This is a genomic window from Paenibacillus sp. W4I10, assembly GCF_030816325.1.
In the GTDB taxonomy this organism is placed as follows: Bacteria; Bacillota; Bacilli; order Paenibacillales; family Paenibacillaceae; genus Paenibacillus; species Paenibacillus amylolyticus_B.
The window spans coordinates 6239798-6265167 of sequence record NZ_JAUSXX010000001.1 but is presented as its reverse complement, the minus strand read 5'-3'; the positions used below and the strand labels follow the sequence as shown (position 1 = coordinate 6265167).

General features: G+C 44.9%; 22 protein-coding genes and 1 pseudogene. 4 read left to right on the top strand and 19 right to left on the bottom strand.

Translation table 11 applies throughout. From position 1 onward, the window contains the following. The 11 genes from QF049_RS28005 to QF049_RS27955 form a co-directional block, all read right to left on the bottom strand. Positions 1-1053, bottom strand: a complete 1053-nt coding sequence (locus tag QF049_RS28005; RefSeq protein ID WP_373428374.1) for a magnesium transporter CorA family protein — start codon at positions 1051-1053, stop codon at positions 1-3. A gap of 110 nt (positions 1054-1163) precedes the next feature. Next, a complete protein-coding gene (locus QF049_RS28000; RefSeq protein WP_047841571.1) occupies positions 1164-1937 on the bottom strand; it encodes a sigma-70 family RNA polymerase sigma factor in 774 nt (257 codons plus the stop codon). Continuing rightward, the gene (gene rsbW, locus QF049_RS27995; RefSeq protein ID WP_036606993.1) at positions 1934-2386 is read right to left on the bottom strand and encodes an anti-sigma B factor RsbW; all 453 of its coding nucleotides are present in this window, start codon (positions 2384-2386) and stop codon (positions 1934-1936) included. The genes QF049_RS28000 and rsbW overlap by 4 nt, the downstream gene beginning before the upstream one ends. Positions 2387-2404: 18 nt before the next feature. Next, positions 2405-2743 (bottom strand): STAS domain-containing protein, encoded by a 339-nt coding sequence (locus tag QF049_RS27990; RefSeq protein WP_036606989.1) that lies wholly within the window; start codon positions 2741-2743, stop codon positions 2405-2407. Between the two features lie 86 nt (positions 2744-2829). Beyond that, positions 2830-4506, bottom strand: a complete 1677-nt coding sequence (locus tag QF049_RS27985; protein ID WP_307542151.1) for a response regulator — start codon at positions 4504-4506, stop codon at positions 2830-2832. A 16-nt stretch (positions 4507-4522) separates the two neighbouring features. Next, entirely contained in the window at positions 4523-5395 is an 873-nt protein-coding gene (locus tag QF049_RS27980) for a CheR family methyltransferase (protein WP_074096446.1), read from the bottom strand. Positions 5396-5481: 86 nt separating this feature from the next. Further along, complete coding sequence (locus tag QF049_RS27975) at positions 5482-9207, bottom strand: response regulator (RefSeq protein ID WP_307542149.1); 3726 nt, start codon at positions 9205-9207, stop codon at positions 5482-5484. Further along, positions 9204-10373 (bottom strand): PP2C family protein-serine/threonine phosphatase, encoded by a 1170-nt coding sequence (locus QF049_RS27970; protein ID WP_307542147.1) that lies wholly within the window; start codon positions 10371-10373, stop codon positions 9204-9206. Before QF049_RS27970 ends, QF049_RS27975 begins: the two co-directional genes overlap by 4 nt. Positions 10374-10723: 350 nt before the next feature. Then, a complete protein-coding gene (locus tag QF049_RS27965; RefSeq protein ID WP_017692267.1) occupies positions 10724-11068 on the bottom strand; it encodes a YflT domain-containing protein in 345 nt (114 codons plus the stop codon). Between the two features lie 94 nt (positions 11069-11162). Continuing rightward, positions 11163-11699 carry a hypothetical protein gene (locus QF049_RS27960; RefSeq protein WP_307542146.1) on the bottom strand — a complete coding sequence of 179 codons (537 nt, stop codon included), beginning with the start codon at positions 11697-11699 and terminating at the stop codon, positions 11163-11165. Between the two features lie 65 nt (positions 11700-11764). Then, entirely contained in the window at positions 11765-12274 is a 510-nt protein-coding gene (locus QF049_RS27955) for a DUF948 domain-containing protein (RefSeq protein ID WP_017692265.1), read from the bottom strand. 220 nt (positions 12275-12494) lie between these two features. Here QF049_RS27955 and QF049_RS27950 point away from each other — a divergent pair, with 220 nt between their 5' ends. After that, positions 12495-12659, top strand: a complete 165-nt coding sequence (locus tag QF049_RS27950; RefSeq protein ID WP_017692264.1) for a DUF1328 domain-containing protein — start codon at positions 12495-12497, stop codon at positions 12657-12659. Between the two features lie 371 nt (positions 12660-13030). Next, positions 13031-13486 (top strand): hypothetical protein, encoded by a 456-nt coding sequence (locus QF049_RS27945; RefSeq protein ID WP_307542144.1) that lies wholly within the window; start codon positions 13031-13033, stop codon positions 13484-13486. 91 nt (positions 13487-13577) lie between these two features. Here QF049_RS27945 and QF049_RS27940 read toward each other — a convergent pair whose 3' ends face one another. After that, complete coding sequence (locus QF049_RS27940) at positions 13578-14465, bottom strand: cation diffusion facilitator family transporter (RefSeq protein WP_307542142.1); 888 nt, start codon at positions 14463-14465, stop codon at positions 13578-13580. Positions 14466-14755: 290 nt separating this feature from the next. On the opposite strand from QF049_RS27940, the gene QF049_RS27935 reads away from it, so the two are divergent. Continuing rightward, the gene (locus QF049_RS27935) at positions 14756-14944 is read left to right on the top strand and encodes a hypothetical protein (protein WP_017692261.1); all 189 of its coding nucleotides are present in this window, start codon (positions 14756-14758) and stop codon (positions 14942-14944) included. Positions 14945-15058: 114 nt separating this feature from the next. Here the strand turns inward: QF049_RS27935 and QF049_RS27930 are convergent, their stop codons facing one another. The 6 genes and pseudogenes from QF049_RS27930 to QF049_RS27905 form a co-directional block, all read right to left on the bottom strand. Then, complete coding sequence (locus tag QF049_RS27930; RefSeq protein ID WP_307542139.1) at positions 15059-16684, bottom strand: ABC-F family ATP-binding cassette domain-containing protein; 1626 nt, start codon at positions 16682-16684, stop codon at positions 15059-15061. A 215-nt stretch (positions 16685-16899) separates the two neighbouring features. After that, positions 16900-17946: an MBL fold metallo-hydrolase gene (locus QF049_RS27925; RefSeq protein ID WP_307542137.1), complete on the bottom strand. Its 1047-nt coding sequence runs from the start codon at positions 17944-17946 to the stop codon at positions 16900-16902. A gap of 71 nt (positions 17947-18017) precedes the next feature. Next, complete coding sequence (cydS, locus tag QF049_RS27920; RefSeq protein ID WP_148089755.1) at positions 18018-18215, bottom strand: cytochrome bd oxidase small subunit CydS family protein; 198 nt, start codon at positions 18213-18215, stop codon at positions 18018-18020. Between the two features lie 8 nt (positions 18216-18223). Further along, positions 18224-19258, bottom strand: coding sequence for a cytochrome d ubiquinol oxidase subunit II (locus tag QF049_RS27915; protein WP_307542134.1), 1035 nt, complete (start codon positions 19256-19258; stop codon positions 18224-18226). Then, positions 19255-20602 (bottom strand): annotated as a pseudogene (locus tag QF049_RS27910) (cytochrome ubiquinol oxidase subunit I). Before QF049_RS27910 ends, QF049_RS27915 begins: the two are co-directional and overlap by 4 nt. A 382-nt stretch (positions 20603-20984) precedes the next feature. After that, positions 20985-23831, bottom strand: coding sequence for an ATP-binding protein (locus QF049_RS27905; protein WP_307542132.1), 2847 nt, complete (start codon positions 23829-23831; stop codon positions 20985-20987). Between the two features lie 344 nt (positions 23832-24175). Between QF049_RS27905 and QF049_RS27900 the strand changes: the two genes are divergently transcribed. Continuing rightward, complete coding sequence (locus tag QF049_RS27900) at positions 24176-24874, top strand: response regulator transcription factor (protein WP_036668013.1); 699 nt, start codon at positions 24176-24178, stop codon at positions 24872-24874. Positions 24875-24923: 49 nt separating this feature from the next. Here QF049_RS27900 and QF049_RS27895 read toward each other — a convergent pair whose 3' ends face one another. Then, on the bottom strand, positions 24924-25343 hold the full coding sequence (locus tag QF049_RS27895; protein WP_307542130.1) for a hypothetical protein: 420 nt from the start codon (positions 25341-25343) through the stop codon (positions 24924-24926). Positions 25344-25370: the final 27 nt, after the last annotated feature.

Below are 25370 nucleotides of genomic sequence, written 5' to 3'. Positions count from 1 at the left end.
TTATCTCCTACGTTTTTCCGTTGCTCCTTTTTTCTCTGTCTCTTCAGCTGAAGGCTGTGAGGATTTCACTTTGAGCAGATCTCCTGTCCAGCCTTTCATCATCAGCCATACATACATGCTGATCATGCTTAAGATAATGACAACAAGGACTAGTACAACTCCCCATGATTTGTTGATAAAGGGCAGATTCTCAAAGTTCATCCCCCATATCGCACCAGCTGCCGTGGCAGGTATGAACACAGCAGTGACAATGGTCAACGTCTTCATGATCTCATTGCCACGTACACCGGAGATCGCATTATCAATGGAGATTAACGTATCGATCTCTTTCTCGTAGTGACTAAACAAACGTTCCATTCGCTCTACTCGATGTTGGAGCTGCTGGAAATATCGATTTTCATTTATTTCATCAAGGTAAGCCTCATGTGAAGCAGCCATCAGTTCCGAGTAAGGGATGAACAGATTACTCCAATACAATAATTCAAATCGAGCGGCGAGAATCTGGTCCATCAAGGTGCGTGCATTGCGAGATTCCATCTTCCGTTCCAGATCACGCAGGTTCTTCTCAAAATGATCCATTCCCACATGGTAGTAATGCAGTATAGCTCGAAAAAGTACAAACATCCCGTCCCTGGCCTCACTACATTGCTGTAACATATGGGCACGTTCATCCGTCTTCATAATACCTCGTGTATTGTCATCCATATTCAAGGTAACCAAGTTATTGCGATCGATATAGAAAAACATCTGATTATCTTTTCTTTTGTCATCTCTCTCATTCTTGATCGCATACAACAATGAACCAAATATGACTGGTTCTTTACCATTCACGAAACGGACGGACAAATAATTCGATTCGACTTCCGGAATCTTATAAAGCCAATACCGCATATTCGGAAACGCCTCTGTCAGCTCCTCCAAAGCATCGTTCATGCTATCGGTGTCAGGTGCAACCCAATCCCACCATTGCCAATGGTCCGAGTAAAATAACTTGTCACGGCGAGCTTCCAACTTGATTTGGTTCACAATCACTTTATCCACTCCTGCACTCATGTTCTTCATTACATACCCATCTTTTTGATCCCAAAAAGGACACGTATGCATTTCAGCGCAATGACGTGTCCTTCTTTATGCCGTACTCAACAACATTAGGGTTCCATTTTTCATAACATTGAAGCGTTAGACATGATCTGTTTCAATTTCTCTGTAGCTCGCTTCTGAATACGAGATACACTCATCTGTGAAACACCAAGCTTCTGGGCAATTGCCCGCTGAGATTGGCCATCCTGGAATGCTAGAATAAGTACCTGCTGCTCTTGTTCCTTCAATTGTCCCAATGCCTGTTGCAAGTCCATCCGTTTTTCGACCGAATCATAGTCATTAACATCTGCACTGATCAGTTCACCCAATGTTGCTGCACTGTCATCCTGAGATAAAGGAGAATCCAGTGATACATAGTGGTAACATTCCCGACCAGCCAGAACTTCAATCGTCTCTTCTGCAGTCAAATCAAGGTATTCAGCAATTTCGTTCACACCGGGTGAGCGCTCCAGCTTAACGGTTAACTCATCAATGGCATGTTGCACAAGGGCTCCCTTTTCCTTAATCCTCCGGGGCACCTGAATATACCAGGATTTGTCGCGCAAGTAGTTCTTCATATGACCGATCATGCTCTTCATGGCATAAGGTTCAAACGGAATACCTAGGTTGATATCGTATTGCTTAAGCAAACGAATCAAAGCCATCTGCCCGGTCTGATACAAGTCTTCGTATAGATCGGGGCGATTCCGAGCGATTTTACCTGCTGCCATCTTGACCATTGGTTCATACTTACGGATGAGAACTGTTGCAATTTCATTATCTTGGGTCTGCTGGTATTCCCAGATCAAACCTATAGCTTCAGACATGGACTCTGGGGGAGTCACTTTTTCATTCATACTTTCTCCTCACTTCTTGCAAGACGTTTTACGAGTACTACTTTCGTACCTTTGCCCGTCTCACTTTCCACACTGACATCGTCCATCAAGGCTTGCATCAGGTAGAACCCAAGTCCGCCAATCTGTGCTTCTGTCAGTTCTTTGTCGTGTAGACCGGCACGTGACACAGCAGGGTTCATGTTCTCGAAGCTGGCACCTTCGTCCTTGACAATAATGGACAATGTTTCGCCATCCACTTCGAATACAACTTCAACCATGCCGCCTTCGTGTGAGTAGGCATACAATACAGAGTTGTTACAGGCCTCGGATACAGCAACTTTCATATCCTCAATGTCTTCATAAGAAAATCCCATTTTGGATGCTACTCCATAGAGATTGAGTCTTACAATATCAACGTAATCAGCTGTCGCAGGTAAATTAAGGGTGACTCTTTGAACTTCTGCATTCATTCCTTTTTCGATCCTTTCCTATTGGGAATTCTTCTGTGTGACAAAGAATTTGGCGATGCCCGTCATGTCAAAAAGTTTCTGGATCTGCGCAGGAACTTCCTGTACTTCAAAGCGAGCTTCCATTCCATGTCTTGCCTTCAGAACAGATAACAGGATACCAATCCCTGTACTATCGATATACTTCAATTCTTTCATGTTGATCACAAGATCCTGTTCCTTGTTATCCACGAGCGGCTCCATCACCAAGCGGAAGTCAGGAGCAACCGACAAATCCAGTTCGCCAGTCAGATACACCGTGCATACACCGTCCTGTGTTTCAGTTCTTGCATTGAATTTTTCGTTTTTGTTTGTATTCATTAGACATCTCTCTCCTGATCAATGGTTTCCTTACCTAATAACCCAACTTCAGCACGAGTGAAACAGAAAGAAGTTTGGAAAATGTTTCAATTGGCCTGATTCATGGCTGAAGGGCCTGGGTCTAACATTTGTCTTTGTTTTTGAAACTGGGCTATTTTCTGTTTCACATTGCCCATTTTCACCGGTTTACTAATATAATCATCCATGCCTGCAGCAGTACAGCGTTGCTGAATACCTTCCATCACGTTAGCAGTCATAGCTATAATGACTGGCTGATCGGACTGGGACAGGCTCTCCCGAATCCGCCGTGTACATTCCAAACCGTCCATCACAGGCATCTGCAGATCCATGAACACATAGTCATAGGGATAACGGCTATTATTTACCATATCGAGTGCGCTCTGCCCATCCTCAGCAATATCTGAGAGCAACCCAAGTTTACCGAGCATAATCGCCATTAACTTCTGGTTAATCGGATGATCATCCACAATTAATACTGTCGGGTGTTTATTCTCATTCTTCACATCTGTCAGCTTCTCTTCCCCATTCATCTGGACCAGTTCAGTTTCTACATACCGTTTTGCCTGAATTGTAAATACAAACGTCGCTCCAAGTTGCTCTGTTGTATCCAGGTAGATCTGTCCACCCATCATTTCAACCAGAGTCTTGCATATTGCCAGTCCTAAGCCAGTTCCACCGTATTTACGTGTCATTGATGTATCCAGCTGGGAAAACGGCTGAAACAGGCGATCAACTTTGTCTGGAGCGATACCTATCCCGGTGTCTTTAACAGCAAACTCCAATGCCATTTGTCCGTCCTGTTCTTCCTTAACTGACACGATCAGATATACTCCACCTTGATCGGTAAATTTGATCGCATTTGCAATAAGATTCAAGAGAACCTGACGTAACCTTGCCATATCTCCATAAATTAAATCAGGGACAGAATCTTCCAGGAAATAATCCAGTTCCAGGTTCTTTTTCCCTGCTTCTGCAGCAAACAATCCCAACACTTCCCGAATACATGACACAATCTCAAAAGGATGCTCTTCAAGTTCCATTTTGCCTGATTCCATCTTGGTGAAGTCAAGAATGTCGTTGATGACCGTGACAAGTGCATCCGCGCTGCGACGAACGATGTCTGCATATTCCTTCTGATCTTCCTTCAGTTCCGTCTCCATTAGCAGATCCACCATGCCGATAACTCCATTCATCGGTGTACGAATCTCATGACTCATCATCGCCAGAAACTCGGTCTTTGCATTGGCTGCAATTTCTGCTTCTTCCTTGGCCTGAATGAGTTGTTGGTTCATCTTCTCCAGTTCCTGTGTCTTCTGGTGAAGAAGCATGGTCTGTGTCTTCAAACGTTTATTGGTGATAAACATCTCCACAAAGCCCTCGATTTTGGATTTCAAAATCTGAGGAATAAATGGTTTAACCATGTAATCAATGGCCCCGGCTGAATATCCGGCAAACAAGTGCTCCGCTTCTCTACTGTTCGCAGAGATGAAAATAATCGGCACATCCTTGGACTTGTCCCGTGCCTTAATTAACTTTGCTGTCTCAATTCCGTCCATTCCAGGCATCTGCACATCGAGAACGATAACCGCAAATTCGTCTTTTAGCAGACAACGGAGTGCCTCTTCTCCGGAAGTTGCCTTAACGAGTTTATATTGTTCCGATTCCAGAACTGCTTCAAGAGCAAGCAAGTTCTCAGGGCGGTCATCTACCAATAATATGTGGATTGGTTCATTGAGCCCCATGGCTAACCCTAACCCCCTATTTGATCTTCCGGTATATTTTTTCGGTCCGGTCTAACGGCTCATAGGTATCACTGAACTCTGTAAAATGTATCGATTCTTTCGACCCCAGAACCAGAATACCAAAGTGACTCAAGCTCTCATGAAACAGCCCATGCACATGGTTCCGCAGTTCATCATTAAAATAAATCATGACATTACGGCAAAAGATAACATTAAACTCGTTAAATGACCGATCTGTTGCCAGGTTGTGCTCGGCGAAAATGATGTTCTTCCTTAGAAAAGGATGAAATATCACCGAATTATATTTCGCTGTATAGTACTCGGAGAAGGCTCTGGTACCCCCTGCCTCCAAATAATTTGTAGTAAATAGTTTCATTTTCTCAATACCATATACGCCTTCTTTGGCTTGTTGCAAAGAGCGATCATTCATATCCGTTGCGTAGATCCTTGCCTTGTCATACAGTCCTTCCTCATGCAACATGATGGCCATGGAATAAACTTCCTCTCCCGTAGAACATCCCGCATGCCATATTCGGATATACGGGTAGGTTCTCAGGATAGGAATAATCTGTTCCCGAAACATTCGGAAAAGCGAAGGATCTCGAAACATTTCCGTTACAGGGATGGATAAGTTCTGTACAAAACGGTCAAACGCGGAACGGTCATGAAGCACACGCTCCTGCAAGCCGGATATGCTCTTAACACCTTCAGCATGTGCATGATGCCAGATTCTTCGTTTCAGGGATGGCAATGCATAGTTTCTAAAATCATATCCATATAAACGGTGCATGCCTTCCAACAGCAACTCAATCTCGATCAGCTCGCGTTCTTCATCTTGCGGCATACGGACCAAATCTGCCCCCGTCTCGGTAGGTTCCCACGGTGTCATAAGTTCTCTCCACTTCTTCATTTGTTACTTGCATATTCGTCGTATTGTCTTTCATTACCCAAACAATGAACATACGAATAATGAACTTACGAATACAGCCATACGCGCATTAAGGATAACAATTGATCTGTCTGGATTGGTTTTTTCACATAATCAGATGCTCCGGCCTCAATACATTTGCCGCGATCCTCTTTCATCGCTTTGGCCGTGAGCGCAATAATCGGCAACTTTTCAAACTGCGGGATCTGTCTGATTCGTGTCATTGCTTCATAACCGTCCATCTCTGGCATCATCATATCCATCAGTACCAAATCAATTTCCGGATTTTTGTCCAAAATCTCCAAAGCCTCTCGGCCGTTCTCCGCAAACGTTACATCCATACGATAACCTTCAAGGACACTTGAAAGGGCAAATACATTACGAATATCGTCATCTACAAGCAATATTTTCTTGCCTTCAAACAACGTTTCTTTGTTGTGTAATTTCTGTAAAATCCGACGCTTGTCTTCCGGCAAATTGGCTTCTACCCGATGCAGGAACAAAGTGGTCTCATCCAATAGACGTTCCGGTGACTTCACATCTTTGATAATGATGGATTCCGCATATTTGCGCAGCTTCATTTCTTCCTTGGAATCCAGTTCTTTGCCTGTATAAATTATAATCGGCAGATCGTTCAGATATTCATCATCGCGAATCTGGTCGAGCAACTCGAACCCGGTCATATCCGTTAACATCAGATCCAGTACCATGCAGTCATAACGCTGGCTGTGTAATTCATTCAAAGCCTCACTACCTGTCGATACAGCGGTGATTGCAACATCATCATGACCAATCAATTCAATAATGGCTTTACGCTGAATTTCATCATCTTCGACGATCAACAGTCGTTTTAATTGATTCTCAGTATATGATTTGATATGCGAGAATGCTTTATCCAGTGAATCCTTGCTCGAAGGTTTTTTCAGATACGCAATGGCGCCCATCATCAGACCTTGCTTCATATCATCAATGACTGAAATCACATGAACCGGAATATGACGTGTTGCCGAACTGCTCTTCAACTCGCCCAGAATGGTCCAACCATCCATCACCGGCAATTGAATATCCAGTATAATGGCATCCGGCAGATATTGACGTGCCATTTCAAGTCCTTTATCACCTTGAAGGGCAACAAGTGCTTTGAATCCTCTTCCTCTCGCCATATCCATCAAAATATGTGCAAAGTTCACATCGTCCTCAATGATGAGAAGGATTTTGTCACCTTCCATAAGATTCTCCCGATCATCTTCGATCTGCGTGACATCTGGAGTATGGGTAGGAGACAGATCTGTACCCACGCTACGCTCCGGATCAGGAGAGAGAATGGACTGATTACTTGAAAGCATGGTCCGTGCTTCGATGGACTGTTCATAAAGATCCTCTGAGGATACAGCTGCTTCTCTTGAAGCACCTTCTTCTGCCAAGGCTTCCTCTTCATGATTATCCGGCAGGTATAAGGTAAAGCAGCTACCTTCCCCTTCGGATGATTCCACCTGTATTGCGCCACCAAGCAAACGTGCCAATTCCCTGCTAATGGACAATCCCAGACCAGTTCCGCCGTATTTCCGACTTGTGGTCCCGTCTACTTGCTGGAATGCTTCAAAGATCAGATCCGTTTTATCCGATGGAATACCAATACCCGTATCTTTCACACTGAATCCGAGATATTCCTGATTGGTGTTCATATAACCCGGCAGCTCTTCCGGTTTCATCCGTCGTCCAATCAGACTAACCGAACCTCGATTGGTGAACTTAAATGCGTTCGACAACAAATTCCGTAAAATCTGTTTGACGCGATGACTGTCGGTGTACACCCATTCCGGTAGATCGCTGTCGAAATCGATATTCAAGTTCAGTTCCTTTTTATTCGCCATCGGTCCAAAGTTCTGCTGAACAAAGCTGGTCAGCTCTTCCATTCGAACTGTCTCATAATTGATATCCATCTTACCTGCGTCCACCTTGGACAGATCCAGAATCTCATCAATCATCTTCAGCAGATCCGCGCCTGACATGTAGATGGTTTGCGCATATTCCTGCTGTTTGTCAGTCAGATTTCCACCTTTGTTCTCCGACAATAACTGGGACAAAATGAGCAGACTGTTCAATGGTGTACGGAGTTCATGTGACATATTCGCTAAAAATTCGGACTTGTACTTGCTGGTCATCGACAGTTGTGTAGCTTGCTGTTCCAATTGTGTCTTCGTTTTCTCAATTTCGTCATTTTTCTCTTCAACTTCACGCACCTGCTCTTCAAGCGCCCGCGTCTTGGCAATGAGCTCCGTATTAAAATGTTCCAGTTCTTCCTGCTGACGCTGCAGCAATTCCTCAGATCGTTTAAGCGCCTCTGTCTGCTCCTCCAGATTCTCATTGGAACGGCGAAGTTCTTCTTGCTGTGTCTGCAATTCTTCCGATTGAACCTGCAGTTCCTCAGTCAGTGCCTGGGATTCGCGTAGCAGCTCCTCCACACGCAAACGACGTCGAACGTTGTTCAAAATAACGCCCAGGTTCATAATCAGTTGTGTGAACAACTGCTTGTGAAGTTCATTGAAACCTTCAAAGGAAGCCACTTCAACTACACCAATCAGTTCATCTTCAAACACGACAGGATAGATCATGATACCCGCAGCACGTGTTGAGCCTGATGCTGAACCAATATGCACATAATCTTCAGGCGTATTTTCCAGAATAATCGGTGTCATATCCAGCGCGGCTTGACCAATCAGGCCTTCACCGATGCGATACATTTCTTTACCAACGTCTTCGTTCTCTTCAAATGCGTATGCACCGTAACGTCTCAGTTCGTCGGGATGTTTCTCCTCATCGACCAGATAGACAACACCCAACTGAGCACCAAGCACAGGTGTGAACTCACTGATAAACATCTGTGAAATTTGGCGAATGGATCCAATTCCACGGAGCAACTCCGGAACTCTTGCAATATTCGAACTCATCCAGTTTTGATCCTGCTGAGCCTGTACATAAGCCCTCTCGATCTCCAGTTTTTCTTCCAGATCGCTAGATACATCCTTAAACACCGTCGCAATCTGACCGATCTCGTCCGTCGACTTGACCTGAATGCGCCGGATGGTCCGGTAACGGCCTTTACCAAAACTGTTAATCATCATAGATACGGTGTTCAGCCCCCGTGTAATGCTCGGTAGCACCCACATAATGACGCCCAGTGCAAGTAACAGCCCCGCAATCATAATACTTATCGTGATCTGCACTGCTCTTGTATACGCTGCGTTAGCGCTCTTGATCTCGGCATCAATCTCTTGGTCCTGGTACCGGGAAAGAGCATTCAAACTATCCACAGCTTCTTTTTGTACTGCGAGTCCTGTTGCATTGCGGTAGCTATTCGCATCTTCCACCCGGTTTTGGGACACCAGGCTAACCTGCCTGGTTGCATAGTTGTTATAAGCCTCCCATGCCGTGTTGACACGATCTACCAGCTGATGTTCAGGTGCACTGTCTGCCCTTTTTCTCACTTCCTCGAGGTTACGATCGCCACGCTCTTTCATCGCTTTCAAATCCCCATCTGCTGCCCCAATGGAGTTGGTTGGGTTTAATAACAAGTTAGCCAGCACTTTGGCAATGTCATTGACCTCTCCGCGAGCAGCTGAGGTGAACCTTACTTTGAGATAACGTTCTTGATACATCTGATCAATCTGCTTATTGCTACTGTTCAGGCGTTCATAACTCACAAAGGTGAGTACGATCAAAATAGCCATCAGAGCGGTAAAACCAATCAGCAGTTTATTCCTGATCTTCATTCATCCCCCGCCCCTTTATCTAAAGTAATCCAGACCAGACATTTATCATCATCCCGCTCCTGGGGAATTTCGTCGTCAAAAAACATGGCCTGCATGGCAGCTTCATTCCACTGATGTGAGCCAGTCAGTTTTTCGATCAGGAATTCATGTTGTTCCTCCTGCCCGCCCTGAACAGCTTCCAATAATCCATCCGTATAGAGTGCAATATGCCCGTCACCTTCGTAATGGATGGTTTGTGGTTCAATATCCATTTTGTCAAATAGCCCAACAGGACAGCAGACACTGTCAAACGTGGTGACACTGCCGTCGTTTCGGAAAAATAAAGCAGGTGGGTGTCCTGCGTTAACATAATCAATGCGCTTCATCCGTGTATCAACGACCAGATAAATTGCCGTGAAATAATACTGTACCAATTGTTTCTCCAGATGGAGCTGGTTAAAACGACGGTTCAACTCCTGAATGACCTTCTCTGGATCCACATAAGTGGTAACCGTATCTTTCAATACAGAAGCGATAAACATGGTAAACAGGGATGAAGATATCCCATGTCCCATCATGTCGAGTAGCAGTACTCCGTAACGGCCTTCCCCAAGGTGGTACCAAGAATACAGATCACCCGCAAGCTCAAAGGATGGTTTATAGATGGCATGCACTTGGAACAGCGGGTCCCTAATTGCCGGACTTAATACAGCATTTTGGACCATCGCTGCCAACTTGAGCTCATCCTGAATACGTTGATCACGCTCTTTATGCCAATCCTTCTCCTGTTTCAAACGAAGTGCGAGTCGAATTCTGGCCATCAGTTCGACTTTATTAATCGGTTTGGTCACATAGTCAGATGCACCTGCATCCAATGCTTCGGCAAGTTTCTTGGAATCTCCGATGGCAGTCACCATAATAATCGGTATATCCTTCAGATTCTCAAATTTCTGCACAATACTGCAGGCTTCGATACCGTCCATCTCGGGCATCATCATATCTAGCAAAATCAGGTCAATATCCGACGGTCTTGGACGAAGTTCGTTGCTTTCCTCCCCAATTCCCAACACTTCAAACATTTCCATGGCGGAACTCGCCGTTACAATGTCACGATAGTTTTCTTTTTTCAGAATTTCTCGAATGATAATGACATTCGTCGGATTGTCGTCAACAATAAGTATTCTCATTGATATCTCCTTATCTGTGGCGTCCGGGTTTGTCGATTCTTATTAGGTAAAAACGAACGTTGGTTATACAAATTTTGCATACAAAACGGCAGTAGACATAATAATTCCTAGTATAACTATAATCGTAAAACCATAAAAACTCTATCAGTAAATGGCACCATCACGGGTAATGTTCACCGCTTTTTCGCCCTGTTTTTGCAGCGGCCTGATCCCGCTTCCAAACTTGCAAAAACATAGATAAGGAATGGGGAAGGCCCCATTCCTTATCTATGTTTTTGATTAAGCATTTTACCTAAGTGATGCAGAAGCTTGTCCATGTTCAGCAAACTTCAACTTGCAAGTATATCGGGTTAATCTTTCTTTTTGGCAATAACGAGTACTTTACCTTTGTCGAGTTCACTCTCGTAGAAGTCCGCTTCGGCTTCGGTAAAGCCCATCGAAACAATTTTGGCCCGGAGTTCATCACCACGTGAGCGGAACAGATTCGCCAAGGAATCAAATACGCCTTCTTCCTTTATGCCAATTTCTTTGGCATCTGCTGTATCGGCAATTCGATCTGTACGATCCTTCTCATGGGCGAGAACAAAGATTTGATCAGCAAGGTATCCGGTAATCTGCAATTCTTTCACCGCTTCTACCGCCTGGACTCCGTTTTCTACCACTTTTGCATAAGCTTGCTCATTGGTTGAATTCATGGTTTCCACTCTCCTCTGATTTAATCTTCTGTATCCAGCTACTTAATATATAACCATACTATATGGGGTTGAAACGATTCGGTAATAACCAATCCTAGGAAACTGTGTCATCAAAAAGATCAATGCCTTCAATCTGCTGATAACCTGACTTCATATATACCTTCAGAGCCTGGTCTCCACGGAGAAACACTTCTCCGTCCTCTGCCACATAATAAGGTTTCCCTAGAGCAAGGTGGATCGCTTCAATATTCATCTCAATTCTCTTTCCGTTTAACATGATGTGATTCTCAGATGCATCGATATGCACATATTGAATGACACCCGTATCTTCACACAAACCAACCTTTACATCATGAAAGTGATATTCAGGACACCCCAGATAAGGATCTTCCTGCCTATGCCCCGGCTGGCCCTTCTTGGCCAACAAATCATCCATGGTGTCATCCAGAGAAATGCCATTCAGAGTCCGAAAATGCTGGAAAGTCTCGGATCGATCAACAGCCAGAGTTACCTCTGACGCCTTCTCTTCCATTGCCGTCCATTGCATATCGTGAGCAGCGGGTACCGCTGCCGGTTGAACGGAAAAGGGAGAAATTACGCTAAATATCACAAGCAGTAGTTTCATCATCATTCTCACCCTTTCATCAGGTTCATCACCGCTCTGAAGGCTTCTTCATGGGTTACAAAGCGGTCATGTTACTTGCGCATCCGTTGCCATACATTCGCTGCAACATCAATATACTTCATCCAGTTTTTCCCGCCCTTAGCTTCACCATTATATGTAGCTTCATAGGATTGCAGGGTACGATCCGTTGATGTAGCAGGCGGTGCAGTTACATGAACCGATTCAGCATGCTTTGTCTGTTCAGCGTTGTTACGTTTAGTCTGAAATTTCGCCATCAGCGTTGTGGAGACTTGTTTGGCTGCTGCCGTCACTTCATTCAACACTTCTCCCAGATTCTCAACAGATTCCATAACAGGATCAATTTTTTTCATTTTGTGCTGTACATCCACCGTAATATCATTGGCATGTCTTACCGTCTGCTTCACTTCATAACTAAGTTCATCAATGGTTTTCTGTACCTCCTGCAATGTCTGTGAGACATTGTCCAAAGAACCCTGAGCGGATTTCAAGGTACGAATTAAAAAGAAAACCAGTACTGCAAATGCCACTGCAATCAGGGCCACGCTAATTTGATAGATCATAGAAGAACCTCTCTTTCCTTATGTGCATCAGTTTGTTATTGCTATAGTTACCCGGCGATTTCCCGGACGAAACAATATTATATATCCCTTCATATATGCCTTCGCTTGGAAAAAAAACCAATGTTTCAAGCGGTTAGCACTCGGTTAAAGTTAGACTACACAAGGCGGTGAGGTGAACACAACTCACTGCACAATCAATTATACGAAAGGATGAATACTTATGTTGAAATGGTCTGTATTATTTCTAATTATTGCACTGGTAGCAGGTATTTTTGGATTCTTCGGTATTGTTGAAGCAGCTGCTTCAATCGCGAAAGTACTCTTCTTCATCTTTGTTGTACTGTTCGTAATCTCCCTGATTACGGGACGCAGCCGAATGCGATAACCTCAGGCTCTGATATGACTGAGTGTTACTAAACGAATACATACAAAAGCCGATCGTGCTACCAAGCCGATTGGCTTTTGTGCGTTCAGGCATAGTTCAACTTTTCTATACTATGTATTGCACTCCCTTCTGCTTTATTCCAATCCGCTCTCGTATGAATCCCAAAAAAACAGGACCTTTTTGAGATAGCCAACCCGGTTTTATCCCACTGAAGTATGATATTTACAGGCTTGCTGTATACCCACATATGAGCCAGTTGACACTGGAGAATGCAAGAAAATATTGTTATAATTTGTGATTCATAAGGGTGCTTGCTTGGTTACTTGTAATCAGGACAACATTTTACATACCTACCGAGGAGGAAAAACAAAATGAAAAAAATCGTAAGTTTTGCCGCTGCTTTAACGTTGATGGGTTCGATGGCTGCCGCTGCGGGTGCTGAGGAAGCGGTTACTGGAACGGTCACTCCAGAAACGGGAACTAACGCAACAACTACAACTGCTCCGGCTATTGAAGTGAACAAACCTGCTGTGAATACAGTAGAAGGTAAAGCTGAGACGGTAACCGGGGCAACCTACGGCACTGATGACAAAATGTTTGAAGAGCCACTCGTAAAACCAGGCGATGAAGTACTGGTACCTACAATGTTGCTGAACCTTCTGGAGCGCACTTGGTTCTATGATGCACCTAACGGTAAACCAATCGGTGCATTGAGCTCCCAAGTCATCGATACAACAGGTGAAGTGGTTGACGGATTCGACGGCGGCGAGTGGGTGCAAGTGTACACTTGGAAAGGCAAAGCGTGGATCCACGTTGCCATTAAGTAACATCGTATAATCGTTCTAATGATAAGTAAAGAGGACAGCACGCACAATCGCGGCTGTCCTCTTTTGATTTTCCAAGATGTTCACTCCCTGTTCAAGGGTTCCTTGTGACTTCTTCCGTCTTTGGTTCCACATGTACATGTACATGCATGATGTTATGCGATCGCTTCAACCGCTCTTCAACACGGTCACAGATCTGATGGCCTTCAATCAAGCTTAGGCCTCCGTCCACTTCAATGACTACATCCACAAGTACATGACTGCCATGCACACGTGCCTTCACATCCTTGATCATCTCAACACCGGGAACGCGTGCTACTGAGGATCTGAGATCCGTCAGTTCCTTCTGGTCAAATCCATCGGTAAGACGATGTGTAGAATCCCGGAAAATCTCCCAAGCCGTTTTGCAGATCAACAGACCTACAGCAATGGCAGCTACTTTATCCAGCCATGGAAGTCCAAACTGCGCACCTATAATTCCAATTGCAGCGCCTATGCTGACCCAGGCATCCGAACGATTATCTTTCGCCGCAGCCATCAGAGCCTGACTATTAATTTGTTTAGCCAGACGGTGATTGTAACGATACACGCCTAACATCACCACAGAACAGACTACAGCCACCGCTGCCGCCCACAGGTTTGGAGCAACAAAGGCTCCTTCATACCAGGAACGAACGGCTTCAACCAATACTTGCAGCCCAACCATAGCCATAATAAATGAAGCCACCAAGGCAGCAACCGTCTCCGCTCTAAAATGACCATAAGCATGATCCGAATCAGGTGGTTTCTGGGAGATTCGAAGCCCGATCAATACAGCAACGGATGCCACAATATCCGTAAGGTTATTAAAACCATCGGCCAGCAAGGCGCTGGAAGCAAATAAATATCCACAGATCAGCTTAAAGGCGGATAAGACGAGATAGGCTGCGATACTAACCCAAGCCCCTCGCTCCCCTTTTCGAATTTCTTCATAAGCGTTCAAACCGGGCGACACCCCTTTAACGTTTCGTATTACGGTTTTTCCATGTTAACAAATGCGGAGCGTGTGGGTCTACAGAAACAGTGTTGCCAGGCTGCATTGCTGTAGGCAAGCCGAAACAAAGTTGCTAGACGGCAGGGCTGTAGTTAATGAGAAAAAATGTTGGCCTGGGTAAAACCAAAGGTTTTGAGCATTTTATCAGGTTGCCCTTGTAGGGCTTTTGTAAAACGTATAAAATAGGTACATCCCGTCCAATCTGGACGGCTCACTGTAAGACCGGGAGGGAAATAACGATGAGCGAAAATAACGAACCGAAAAAGGTCAGTTTGCAGGATGCTATACGCCAAAAGCTGGCGCAAAAGAAAGAACAAGCAAATTCCGGTAACCAATCCAGCGCCTACTTTGAAGGCGGACCTAAAGCGATGAAGAGTCAAAACAACAAGAAGCCTAACAACCAGCGTCGCCGTACTGGTGGATCTTAGGTCTTAAAGCCGCAGAGAAACCCATTGAATTACAAAAAGAACCGCAAGCCCTCTTAACAGAGGCTTGCGGTTCTTTGGTGTTCCTATAATAATGTACCGCAGATGATGCTTGGTTTAAGCTTCTACCGGATACATTTTATTGCGCAGTTCTTTGATTTCATCACTTTCCAGATATTCGTCATAGCTCATTTGGCGATCAATGATGCCATTCGGCGTAATTTCGATAATCCGGTTAGCAATGGTTTGAATGAACTGATGGTCATGGGATGTGAACAGCATGGTGCCGTCAAAATCAATCATACCATTGTTCAGCGCTGTAATGGATTCGAGATCCAAGTGGTTCGTAGGCTCATCCAGAATCAATGCGTTAGCACCAGTCTGCATCATTTTCGCCAGCATACAGCGAACTTTCTCGCCCCCGGAGAGTACACTTGCCTTTTTCAAGGATTCCTCACCTGAGAACAACATACGTCCCAAGAATCCACGCAGATACGTTTCATCCTGATCTTTGGAATATTGACGGAGCCAATCCACAAGAGTCATGTCTACACCGTCAAAATATTTGGAGTTGTCTTTCGGGAAATAAGCTTGAGTTGTAGTTACACCCCAAGTATATTCGCCGCTATCCAATTCAGTTTCACCCATAAGAATATCAAACAAGAGTGACTTTGCATTTCCGTTCGGGCCAACAAATGCAATTTTATCCCCTTTGTTCACGACAAAGCTGATATCATTCAGCATTTTTACACCATCAATGGATTTGCTGACACGATCTACGGTCAACAATTGTTTACCGGCTTCACGCTCAGGTTTGAAGTTGATAAACGGATATTTACGGTTCGATGGACGAAGGTCATCCAGCGTGATTTTGTCGAGTTGTTTCTTCCGGGAAGTTGCCTGTTTCGATTTCGAGGCGTTCGCAGAGAAACGTTGAATAAAGGCTTGAAGCTCTTTAATCTTCTCTTCTTTTTTCTTGTTGGCATCACGTTGCAACGCAAGTGCCAATTGGCTGGATTCATACCAGAAGTCATAGTTACCTACGTACAACTGGATTTTACCAAAGTCGATATCCGCAATGTGCGTACATACTTTGTTCAGGAAGTGACGGTCATGGGATACCACAATAACAGTACCTTCATAGTCCATCAAGAAGTTCTCAAGCCATTGAATGGATTCGAGATCCAAGTGGTTGGTAGGCTCATCGAGCAACAGGTTGTTTGGACGACCAAACAATGCTTGTGCAAGCAAGACACGAACTTTTTCGTTACCACTTAGTTCATTCATTTTCTTATCGTGCATGTCACGGTCAATACCCAGACCGATCAGGAGTGCCGCTGCATCCGGCTCAGCATCCCAGCCATTCAACTCGGCAAATTCACCTTCAAGCTCACCTGCACGCAGGCCGTCTTCTTCTGTGAAGTCCGCTTTGGCATACAGCGTATCTTTTTCTTTCATAATGGCATAGAGACGACTATGACCCATAATTACCGTTTCGAGAACCGGATACTCATCATATTCAAAGTGGTTTTGCTTCAAAACGGCCATACGTTCGCCCGGGGTGATGTGCACCTCTCCCGAGTTTGATTCAATTTCACCGGACAAAATTTTCAAGAATGTTGATTTACCGGCTCCATTGGCGCCGATGAGGCCGTAACAGTTTCCTGGTGTGAATTTGATATTTACATCTTCAAAAAGTGCACGTTTTCCGTAGCGGAGCGTGATGCCGCTTGTACTGATCATTAAGCATACCATCCTTTATTGGTTAATCTGCATACTGCATGAATAGCAAGTTGCGTAAATCATGGATTCAATATCCCGATGCCTATTCTGGCACCATATTATAACACAAAAAAGCGGCAAATTCGAAAATTGGCCGCTTTTTACTTATTAAAGATTTGGTAAAAATACTGTTCATGCAGGCATACCCCTACATTAACATATTTGGCTCACTTTTGTTAGTCCCGTTTACCTTCCTCGTGGTGAATGCGGAGCGTCTCGCCATGACCAAGCACCCGAATCCGCTCTTTACCAATGCCTAGCCGTTCACGTTCGACTTCCAACCGATCCAGCGCTTCCTTGGGCGTATCATCCGCCAGCTTGAATGTGCCGTAATGCATTGGCACCATGAGCTGTGAACCGGATTCAACGAACCCCTGCAGCGCTTCTTCAGGTGTCACATGCTGAGAAGTCATGAACCACTCCGGATCGTAGGCACCTATAGGCATCAGGGTAACACCAATGTCAAAGCGTTCTCCAATCGTTTTGAAACCCTGGAAGTAACCTGTATCACCCACAAAATACAACACAGGCGGGCCACCAGATGCTTTGGATGTTTCGTTCTTCCCTGATTCCGTGGATGATTCATCCTGATTGTTCGTTGTTGCAGCACTTTCCGCTGCTGAAGTCGTTGCCTGATGATTCTGTTCCAACACATAACCGCCCCAGTGGGACGTATTGGTATCAAACAGCGTTCGGCGCGTCCAGTGCTGTGCAGGCACAAAAGTTATTTTGACTCCGCCAAGTGTCATATGATCCCACCATTTCATCTCCTGGCATCGATGGAATCCTTTGCGAATCATCTTGCGCTTGAGACCATCGGGTACGATCAGCAACGTCTTGGCTGTAATCAGCTTACGCAAGGAAGCCAGATGCAGATGATCATAGTGGGAATGGGATATCAGAATGACATCCAACGGTGGAATATCCTGAATCGGAATGCCGGGGGCACCGAGCCTTCGTTGAAATCCCATTTTTTCGGCCCACACCGGGTCAGTCACGATGTTCAATCCATAATATTGAATGAAAAACGTGGAGTGACCAATCCAGGTAATACTTGTGTCATCCCGGTTGGCATGCAGATAATCCAGTTCAGGCGGGTGTTTGGGCACGGTGTAGGAGTAGTCCTTCACTTTGCTCCGCCGTTGCTCCCTCCATTGCTTAAATTCCTTCAGCGTTTTGTCCGTACTTACATTATCGATATTGTTATAACGGATTTTCGGCATGAAAGGGCCCTCCTCCCTTCCTCATTTCTTAACAAGAGATTACCCCAAACGGGAATGGACGTACCAACCAATCAATCCTTTGGGTTCTTACATACGGCCAGATATACAAACAGAAAGACAATAGCAGCCGCAATGATCAGTGGAGGGGCGTACATAATGGTAAATGTCTCAAAAAAGCTCAATCCGGTTATACCGGGTATCCCCGTGACTCCCTCAGTAGATAGTGGATCCAGCAAGGAAGTCATGAGTAAGAACATGTTTGGGTGCATGAACAGACTCATCCTTTCTTTTTACCAGAATTACCGCGCACATAATTGGCATCAAACAGGAACAGCTTCATAATCAGCACAAGCGAAGGAATGAGCACGAGTAGCCCCAGACTAAACGCTGAAATGAGCGCAATCCCCATCGTACGATTTGTAAAGCTGTCGTAAATATTGATGTAAGGATACAGAATGTACGGAAGGTGGGATCGCCCATAACCATACCAGGCAAAGGCAAACTGAAGCATGACAGCGACAAAACACCAACCTAGATGTTTACTTTTCCACACCAGCGACACGGCAATGACAAAACAAATAAACGAAGCGATGAACATCCACGAAATATTCACCATCTGCTCAAAGTGTGCGGGATTCTGTTTGTTAATCTGCAGAAAAGCCAGAAAGCTTGCAAAAATGGTAGGCAAACTCCAGAGCAGTGCGTACTCTCGAAGCACCTCATATGCCGGCTCATCCCCCGCCCGTTTTGCATAATAAGATAGAAACATCGCCGAGATGTAGAGCACACTAACCAATGCAAGCAAAACAACCGACCAAGTATAGGGATTCGTCAAAAATTCACGCCAGCGAAAAAACACCTGATCGCCCACCTGCTCAATGATCCCGCCTTCGGATATCGCCAAAATGGTGGAAAATACAGCTGGAATCAGCAATCCCGTCGCCCCGTACAATGCCATATAGATCCGGCTGTTCTGCCCATGGTTGCCATAGGTATTGTAGGCGTAATACACGCCCCGGATCGCAAGCAGTACAATGGCCAGGGAACCCGGCACCAGCAAAGCTGTCCCGTAATAAAAGGCGCTGTCCGGATAAAATCCAACCAGTCCGACCACAAAAAAGATCAGGAACACATTCGTCACTTCCCACACGGGAGACAGATAGCGCTGAATGATGTTATGAATTTTGTTCTCGTGCCCAGTCAATATGCTATAGAAGCTGAAGAACCCGGCGCCAAAATCAATCGAAGCGACGATCAGGTAACCGAACAAAAATGTCCACAATATCGCGATGCCTGCAATTTCGAAACTCAATGCACGATCCCTCCTTCAAGCCCCAGAGACTCCAGTTCCTTCTCTGCTTCCTTGTTGCGAAACAGCTTGCTGAGTACCCGAATGCACGAGAAACACAGGATCAGATACAGCAAGATGAACAACACCAGCATCCATCCTACCGAAGTTGACGTCGTAGCCGCTTCCGCCACCTTCATATACCCACGTAAGATCCAAGGCTGTCTGCCAACTTCAGCGAACATCCACCCCAGCTCGATGGCAATCATGGCCAGAGGCCCCAGCAAGACAATGCCAAGCAGCAGCCATTTGGGATATGGCTTGCGCCCTGGTAACCACCGCCGCAGTACATATAACACAGGAATCATCAGGATGATCACTCCGGTTGTGACCTTAAGGTCGAACATATAGTGAATAGACAATGGTGGCCTCAGATCCGCAGGATACTCTTCGAGACCTTTCACTTCCGTATCTGGACGATTACCCGCCCAAAATGCTAAGGGCATACGGAATCTCAATCGCATATTTCACCTCATTGTTCTCATCCAAAATCCCCCCATAGACGAGTGGTGCCTCTTTCATCGTCTTGAAATGCCATTCTGCGGCAGCCAGCTTCTCCGGCTGATATTTCGCGAGAAATTTACCGGAGGAATCTCCGATCATGACGGTGCTAATCGCAAATACGAGTGCAGATACCGTCGTGAGTTTCAGTGCTTTTTTGTAATACACATGATCCCGTCCCCGAAGCAAACTGAAGGCGGCTATCCCCGCCAGAATACCTGCACTCAAGGTGTAGGATGAGGCGAGTACATGGGACACTTTGGTTGGCGTTGCTGGATTCAACATGGCAGCAATCGGATGAATGTCCTTCATAATGCCATTAATCAGGGTGAATCCCTGAGGCTGGTTCATGAAGGAGTTCACCGTTGTAATAAAAATCGCAGATGCGGATGAGCCGAGAGCTACCGGAATCAACAGCAGCATATGCGTATATTTCTTTTTGAAACGATCCCACGTATAGAGGTAAATTCCAAGAAATATCGCCTCTATAAAAAAGGCAAACGTCTCCATGAACAGCGGAAGGGCGATTGCCTGACCCGCTACCCGCATAAACATCGGCCACAGCAGGCTGAGCTGTAATCCGATCGAGGTGCCTGTAACGACGCCAACGGCAACGGTGATGACAAACCCTCGTGCCCACCGCCGTGCCAGCAAGGTGTAATGCATATCATTGGTTCGTAGTCCTCGCCACTCGGCCAAGGCAATCATAAGGGGAACACCTACACCGATAGAGGCAAAAATAATGTGCACAAACAAGGTAAGACCGGTTAGTATCCGGCTGAGCAAAACAGGGTCCAGGGATGACATGGTTACACTCCTCTTTCACATAATCGTTATGTACGACAGCAGTTACTCTTCTTGAACGTGTATCTCAATAACTCATAATTCGGATGATGCTTTTCACAACGGCATACAGCACAACCACAGCTGCAACCAGACAGACGATAATGAGTGTTTTCTCTTGTTTACGGAACATATACCTGCCGTCCTCCTTTTGCATGGGATGCAAATTATGGCTCTATAGACAGTTTGCAAAAGAAGTTGTTTTTTTATCCGGAAATTGAAAAACAAAAAAAGCCTTTCCCCTTATCATGCTCACGCGCTGAAGGGCAAAGGCTCTATTCGTAGGTCTCGTACATAATTATTAATCATAAAAAAGTGAAATACATCTCTTAATCCATCATTAAAATTACACCAGTACGTCCTGCTTGGGCAGTCGAACCTTGAACGTACTTCCTTTGTCCGGTGCAGATATAAAAGTCAGCGTACCCTTGTGATCCTCTACAATTTTACGGGAAATGTACAACCCAATTCCTGTTCCACCAATCTGCCGATGATCCGAATTATCGACCCGATAGAATTTGTTGAACAGCATGTCCTTCTCTTGCTCCGCAATACCTATTCCGTAATCACGCACATCAAGACATAACCATTCCTCTTCTTCCCATAACGTAACATCAATACGATCGGCTCCCGGCGAGTACTTAACTGCATTGCCCACCAGATTATGCAGAACCTGAACCATCCTGTTCTGGTCCGCATAAGCAAAAAAGTCTCCATTAAACGTATGCACGTAGATACGTTGGGCAGACTTCATATTCCACTGTTCGGCAACCCCTTCTACCAACTCAACCAGCGGTACATACGTCATGTGGTAAGTCATACCTTCGTTGTCGAGGCGCTGAATATCGAGTACATCATCGAGCAAACTGCTCAGCCGCTTGCCCTCCGAAGAGATGGTCTGCATGAATTCCCGCTGTTGAGCTGCCGGAAGGTCATACATCATCATTAATTCCACATATCCCATAATGGTGGCTACAGGCGTTCGAAGTTCATGTGATACCACACTGATCAGCTCATTTTTCATCCGATCCAGCCGTTCTTCTCCTGTCCGGTCACGGAACACCAGCAGAAACCCATGGTTTTTACCCGGGACATCCATCTGCTTCATGTACAAGGAAAATACACTTTTATCCACATTATTGAATATAAATTCGGTCTCGATAAACGCTGTTTCTCCATTCAGAAATGCTCTCGTCTGTTCCATCAGATTGAAGTTGTCCGTTAATACCATCGTATCAATCGCCTGCGCCAAATCTTCAATGGATCTGCCCATAAAATCACCCAAACCAAACATCTCTTCTATCCTTCGGTTGACGATGGTTATGGTCCCTGATCGATCAGACATCACGAGCCCTTCTCGTACAGATTCAATAAATTGCTCACTGATATCTCGCTGTTCCTGAATGGCTATCTTCTCATTGAACAACTCCGAGTTCAGCTTCTCCAGCGCAAGGGCATGACGTACACGATCTTCTTCTGCTCTGGTCCGCTCTGTAATATCCTTAATAAACAGGTTATATAATGTCTCATTTTTGCCCAACTGGATCTCAACAATTTTGTACTCGATCGGAAATACGGAACCATCCCGTCGGATACCTGAAATTTCTTCAACGATGGTGTATCTTTTACCTTCAACATATTCAAATCGCTCCAGCAAATTCTTGATCTCCTTGCAGCTGGCCCCTTGAAAAAGAGATGGTGCTTCCTTGTGCAGGATCACTTCTTCCCGACGCAATCCAAACATTCTTTCAGCCTCCGGATTAAACTCAACGATCAGCCCATTGGAGTCCACAGCGATAATCGCATCAATAGAAGATTCAATAATGGCACGTTTGACCTCTTCACTATTCTTGAGTTCCTTGGTACGCTCAATAACCCTGTCCTCAAGCGTTAACTTGTCGTGACGAATCTGTTCGAATTGTTCCAGCAGCACATCGGCCATTTTGCGCAAATTACCAATCAGGATCTGTACTTCGGTTACATGGCTGGTTGGCCACTCCATCTTCCCATTTCGAAACAGCAGTCTCGGAAGAGAGCCTGTCATCCTGGTCAGTCTTAAAAGCGGGCTAACAACCTTACTGCTGAGAGGAGCCGCTACGATCATGGAAGCCACGATGATGATGAACAGGGATTGCAGTGTGGTCAGATAAATGGATTCGATTCGGGGGTAATACTCGGACGAGTCGGTCACAATGAATACCCGATAAGGTGTTAACCTTGTCATTTCTGCTTCATAGATAAAAGAGGCTTGTTTCCAGTGATTCAATACATCGCTGTAATGGATATTTGCCGAACTTAACAGAAAGAGATTATCCCTTGATTTCAGAAGACGGAATCTGTCCATGTCCAGGTAATCGCCCGCCTGAAGTGTATTCAATCCAGAAGCGACGACCGTATCATTCCGATCCAGCAGAATCACATTCACACCCAGTAGATGATGATAACGCGCCATATTCTGATCCATATTCTCAGAGGTAACATACTCTTCATCAATATCCTGAACAACCGCAGTTGCTGCATATTTCATATCACGTAATATGGCATCATTCATTTGACCCAATTGTCTGCGGCTATCTGCGGATAACAGTACGAGAGAAACAAATACCACAAAGGCGACTACGTATTTAAACGCAATTCTTGTTAGTGGAATGGTTCCCGTCCGCTTTGATTTGTGTTCACCCGTGGTGATCCAAAAATCAACTACAATTCCCGCAATCAGCGCATTCACCATACCAATCACAGCAATATACATATACTCATACTTCAAATCGTCTATATCTAAACCCAACATAAAATGCCCGGCATAGATAACAGGAAGTAACATCACTACCCAAAAGACAGCATTAGCCTTGATTAGGCTGCCATTCTTCCAACGGATCTGCCAAACGAGCATCCAGATTAATTCCAAGAAGTGGGCAAGCATTACAGTTAGATTGTGCGGCACAAAGCCGACAAAGACAGTATTCAGCAGATGGATGACTGTAAGGGTGACAAATCCATAGATGGCCCCATGCAAACGAAGAGCAACGAGTGCTGCCGCGCTACCAATCATAAACTGTACACCATAGAATAAAGTAAACGGAAAAATAGTGCTTAGTGAGCCCAGAATGATCAGAATGCTGGTCCCAATCCAGGGTATTCTCAGCCTCAACACGACCCAATCTAGCATATGTCTTGCCTTTATACGATCCATAAGCAATTGCCCTCATGGATCATTTTTTCTTCTGTTTTCAACAACAACGTTGGTTCCCCCTATAAACTTAAGCGGATACAATATTACTTTTTTCCCCTTAACTCGTTCTGATCCATTATACTGTAATTAGTACTTGGTGTAGATTTGGGAAATTCTGATTGATCGGCAACCAAACTGCATTCATGCTAGAATATTGAAGTTCATTCAAAAAGCTTATTCTTTCTCTACATATACATCCTATATTTTGGGATAGAAACATTAAAAAATTTGCGGCATTTATTCGCAATTCACCTTGTTTTTTTAGCATTTTCTTAACATATTATTTTCACCAGGAGTGTGACCCTATGACTATCAAAGTACTTCTTATAGAAGATGAGAAAAATCTGGCCGACATGATTGCTTTCTTTCTTGAGGAGGAAGGATACATCACTGAACGGGTTCATCATGCCCGCGAGGCACTTCAACTGTTTCCACAATTCCAGCCGGATATTGTTGTTACGGATCTCATGCTTCCTGAAATGGATGGAAATGATCTCGTAGAAGCCTTTCGCCAGCACTCCACTGTGCCCATTCTGATGATCTCGGCAAGCACCATGCTGAATGATCGACTTCGCGCATTGCATAATGGTGCGGATGACTTTCTGTGCAAACCATTTAGTTTGAAAGAGTTGGATGCCCGGATTAAAGCACTGCTGCGAAGATCAATCATCTCCTATAAGGATAAACCGGTAAAAGAAGATAAGCAGGCAGAGGTTACTGGACATGTGAATGTGAATGAGTACAGAAGAACTCTGTTTGTGGATGGTGTTGAAATCGAGGTCACTCATATTGAGTTTGAGATTATGAAGGAATTGTACCGCAATCCGGGTAAAGTGTTCACCCGCAATGAGCTGATGGATCGGATCAAAGGCTCCGAACGCGCCTATCTGGATCGTACCATTGATGTTCATATCTCAAGTCTGCGTAAAAAAATTGAGCCTGATCCCAAGAACCCACGTTATATTAAGACGGTTTGGGGAACAGGCTATAAATATGTGATCTAATACGATCGTAACGATTAAAAAGTTAAACATCTTTGGCCATATCTCTCTTTTATCTCATGGATAAGATGGGTGGTATGGCTATTTCTGATTTATGGATAGACGAAGAATGAAACCAATTTTCCATATCCTTGATTAGTTGATTCGGGTCTTGCTCATTCCAAAGAATCATCTTCATCTCACCTGTACCTGTAATCTGTTGCAGGTGACGCTTCCGAATAAGGGATTTGAAATCCGTAATGACCAGTAACGGGAGTTGTGGCATAAAAGCCCGAATGGCATTTGCTGCTGACACCGCTTCTTCGGCAACCTGATAATCAACAATACAATAACGGGCATTTTCCCAACTTCCCCGATGTGTTTCTATCGCAGAACCAGATGCTGAGTCCTCAATCCAGTTCCTGAACAATTGAATAATATTCTCATATGCAATACGACGTTTTCCATCCGAGAGCACGGTAATGGGTTCCATAGGTATAACCTCCAGTTGATTCTTATC

Excerpts from the sequence above, each read along its gene's own strand:
- QF049_RS28005 (WP_373428374.1), bottom strand. The coding sequence starts at position 1,053 with ATGAGTGCAGGAGTGGATAAAGTGATTGTGAACCAAATCAAGTTGGAA.
- QF049_RS28000 (WP_047841571.1), bottom strand. The coding sequence starts at position 1,937 with ATGAATGAAAAAGTGACTCCCCCAGAGTCCATGTCTGAAGCTATAGGT.
- rsbW (WP_036606993.1), bottom strand. The coding sequence starts at position 2,386 with ATGAATGCAGAAGTTCAAAGAGTCACCCTTAATTTACCTGCGACAGCT.
- QF049_RS27990 (WP_036606989.1), bottom strand. The coding sequence starts at position 2,743 with ATGAATACAAACAAAAACGAAAAATTCAATGCAAGAACTGAAACACAG.
- QF049_RS27985 (WP_307542151.1), bottom strand. The coding sequence starts at position 4,506 with ATGGGGCTCAATGAACCAATCCACATATTATTGGTAGATGACCGCCCT.
- QF049_RS27980 (WP_074096446.1), bottom strand. The coding sequence starts at position 5,395 with ATGACACCGTGGGAACCTACCGAGACGGGGGCAGATTTGGTCCGTATG.
- QF049_RS27975 (WP_307542149.1), bottom strand. The coding sequence starts at position 9,207 with ATGAAGATCAGGAATAAACTGCTGATTGGTTTTACCGCTCTGATGGCT.
- QF049_RS27970 (WP_307542147.1), bottom strand. The coding sequence starts at position 10,373 with ATGAGAATACTTATTGTTGACGACAATCCGACGAATGTCATTATCATT.
- QF049_RS27965 (WP_017692267.1), bottom strand. The coding sequence starts at position 11,068 with ATGAATTCAACCAATGAGCAAGCTTATGCAAAAGTGGTAGAAAACGGA.
- QF049_RS27960 (WP_307542146.1), bottom strand. The coding sequence starts at position 11,699 with ATGATGATGAAACTACTGCTTGTGATATTTAGCGTAATTTCTCCCTTT.
- QF049_RS27955 (WP_017692265.1), bottom strand. The coding sequence starts at position 12,274 with ATGATCTATCAAATTAGCGTGGCCCTGATTGCAGTGGCATTTGCAGTA.
- QF049_RS27950 (WP_017692264.1), top strand. The coding sequence starts at position 12,495 with ATGTTGAAATGGTCTGTATTATTTCTAATTATTGCACTGGTAGCAGGT.
- QF049_RS27945 (WP_307542144.1), top strand. The coding sequence starts at position 13,031 with ATGAAAAAAATCGTAAGTTTTGCCGCTGCTTTAACGTTGATGGGTTCG.
- QF049_RS27935 (WP_017692261.1), top strand. The coding sequence starts at position 14,756 with ATGAGCGAAAATAACGAACCGAAAAAGGTCAGTTTGCAGGATGCTATA.
- QF049_RS27930 (WP_307542139.1), bottom strand. The coding sequence starts at position 16,684 with ATGATCAGTACAAGCGGCATCACGCTCCGCTACGGAAAACGTGCACTT.
- QF049_RS27925 (WP_307542137.1), bottom strand. The coding sequence starts at position 17,946 with ATGCCGAAAATCCGTTATAACAATATCGATAATGTAAGTACGGACAAA.
- cydS (WP_148089755.1), bottom strand. The coding sequence starts at position 18,215 with ATGCACCCAAACATGTTCTTACTCATGACTTCCTTGCTGGATCCACTA.
- QF049_RS27905 (WP_307542132.1), bottom strand. The coding sequence starts at position 23,831 with ATGGATCGTATAAAGGCAAGACATATGCTAGATTGGGTCGTGTTGAGG.
- QF049_RS27900 (WP_036668013.1), top strand. The coding sequence starts at position 24,176 with ATGACTATCAAAGTACTTCTTATAGAAGATGAGAAAAATCTGGCCGAC.
- QF049_RS27895 (WP_307542130.1), bottom strand. The coding sequence starts at position 25,343 with ATGGAACCCATTACCGTGCTCTCGGATGGAAAACGTCGTATTGCATAT.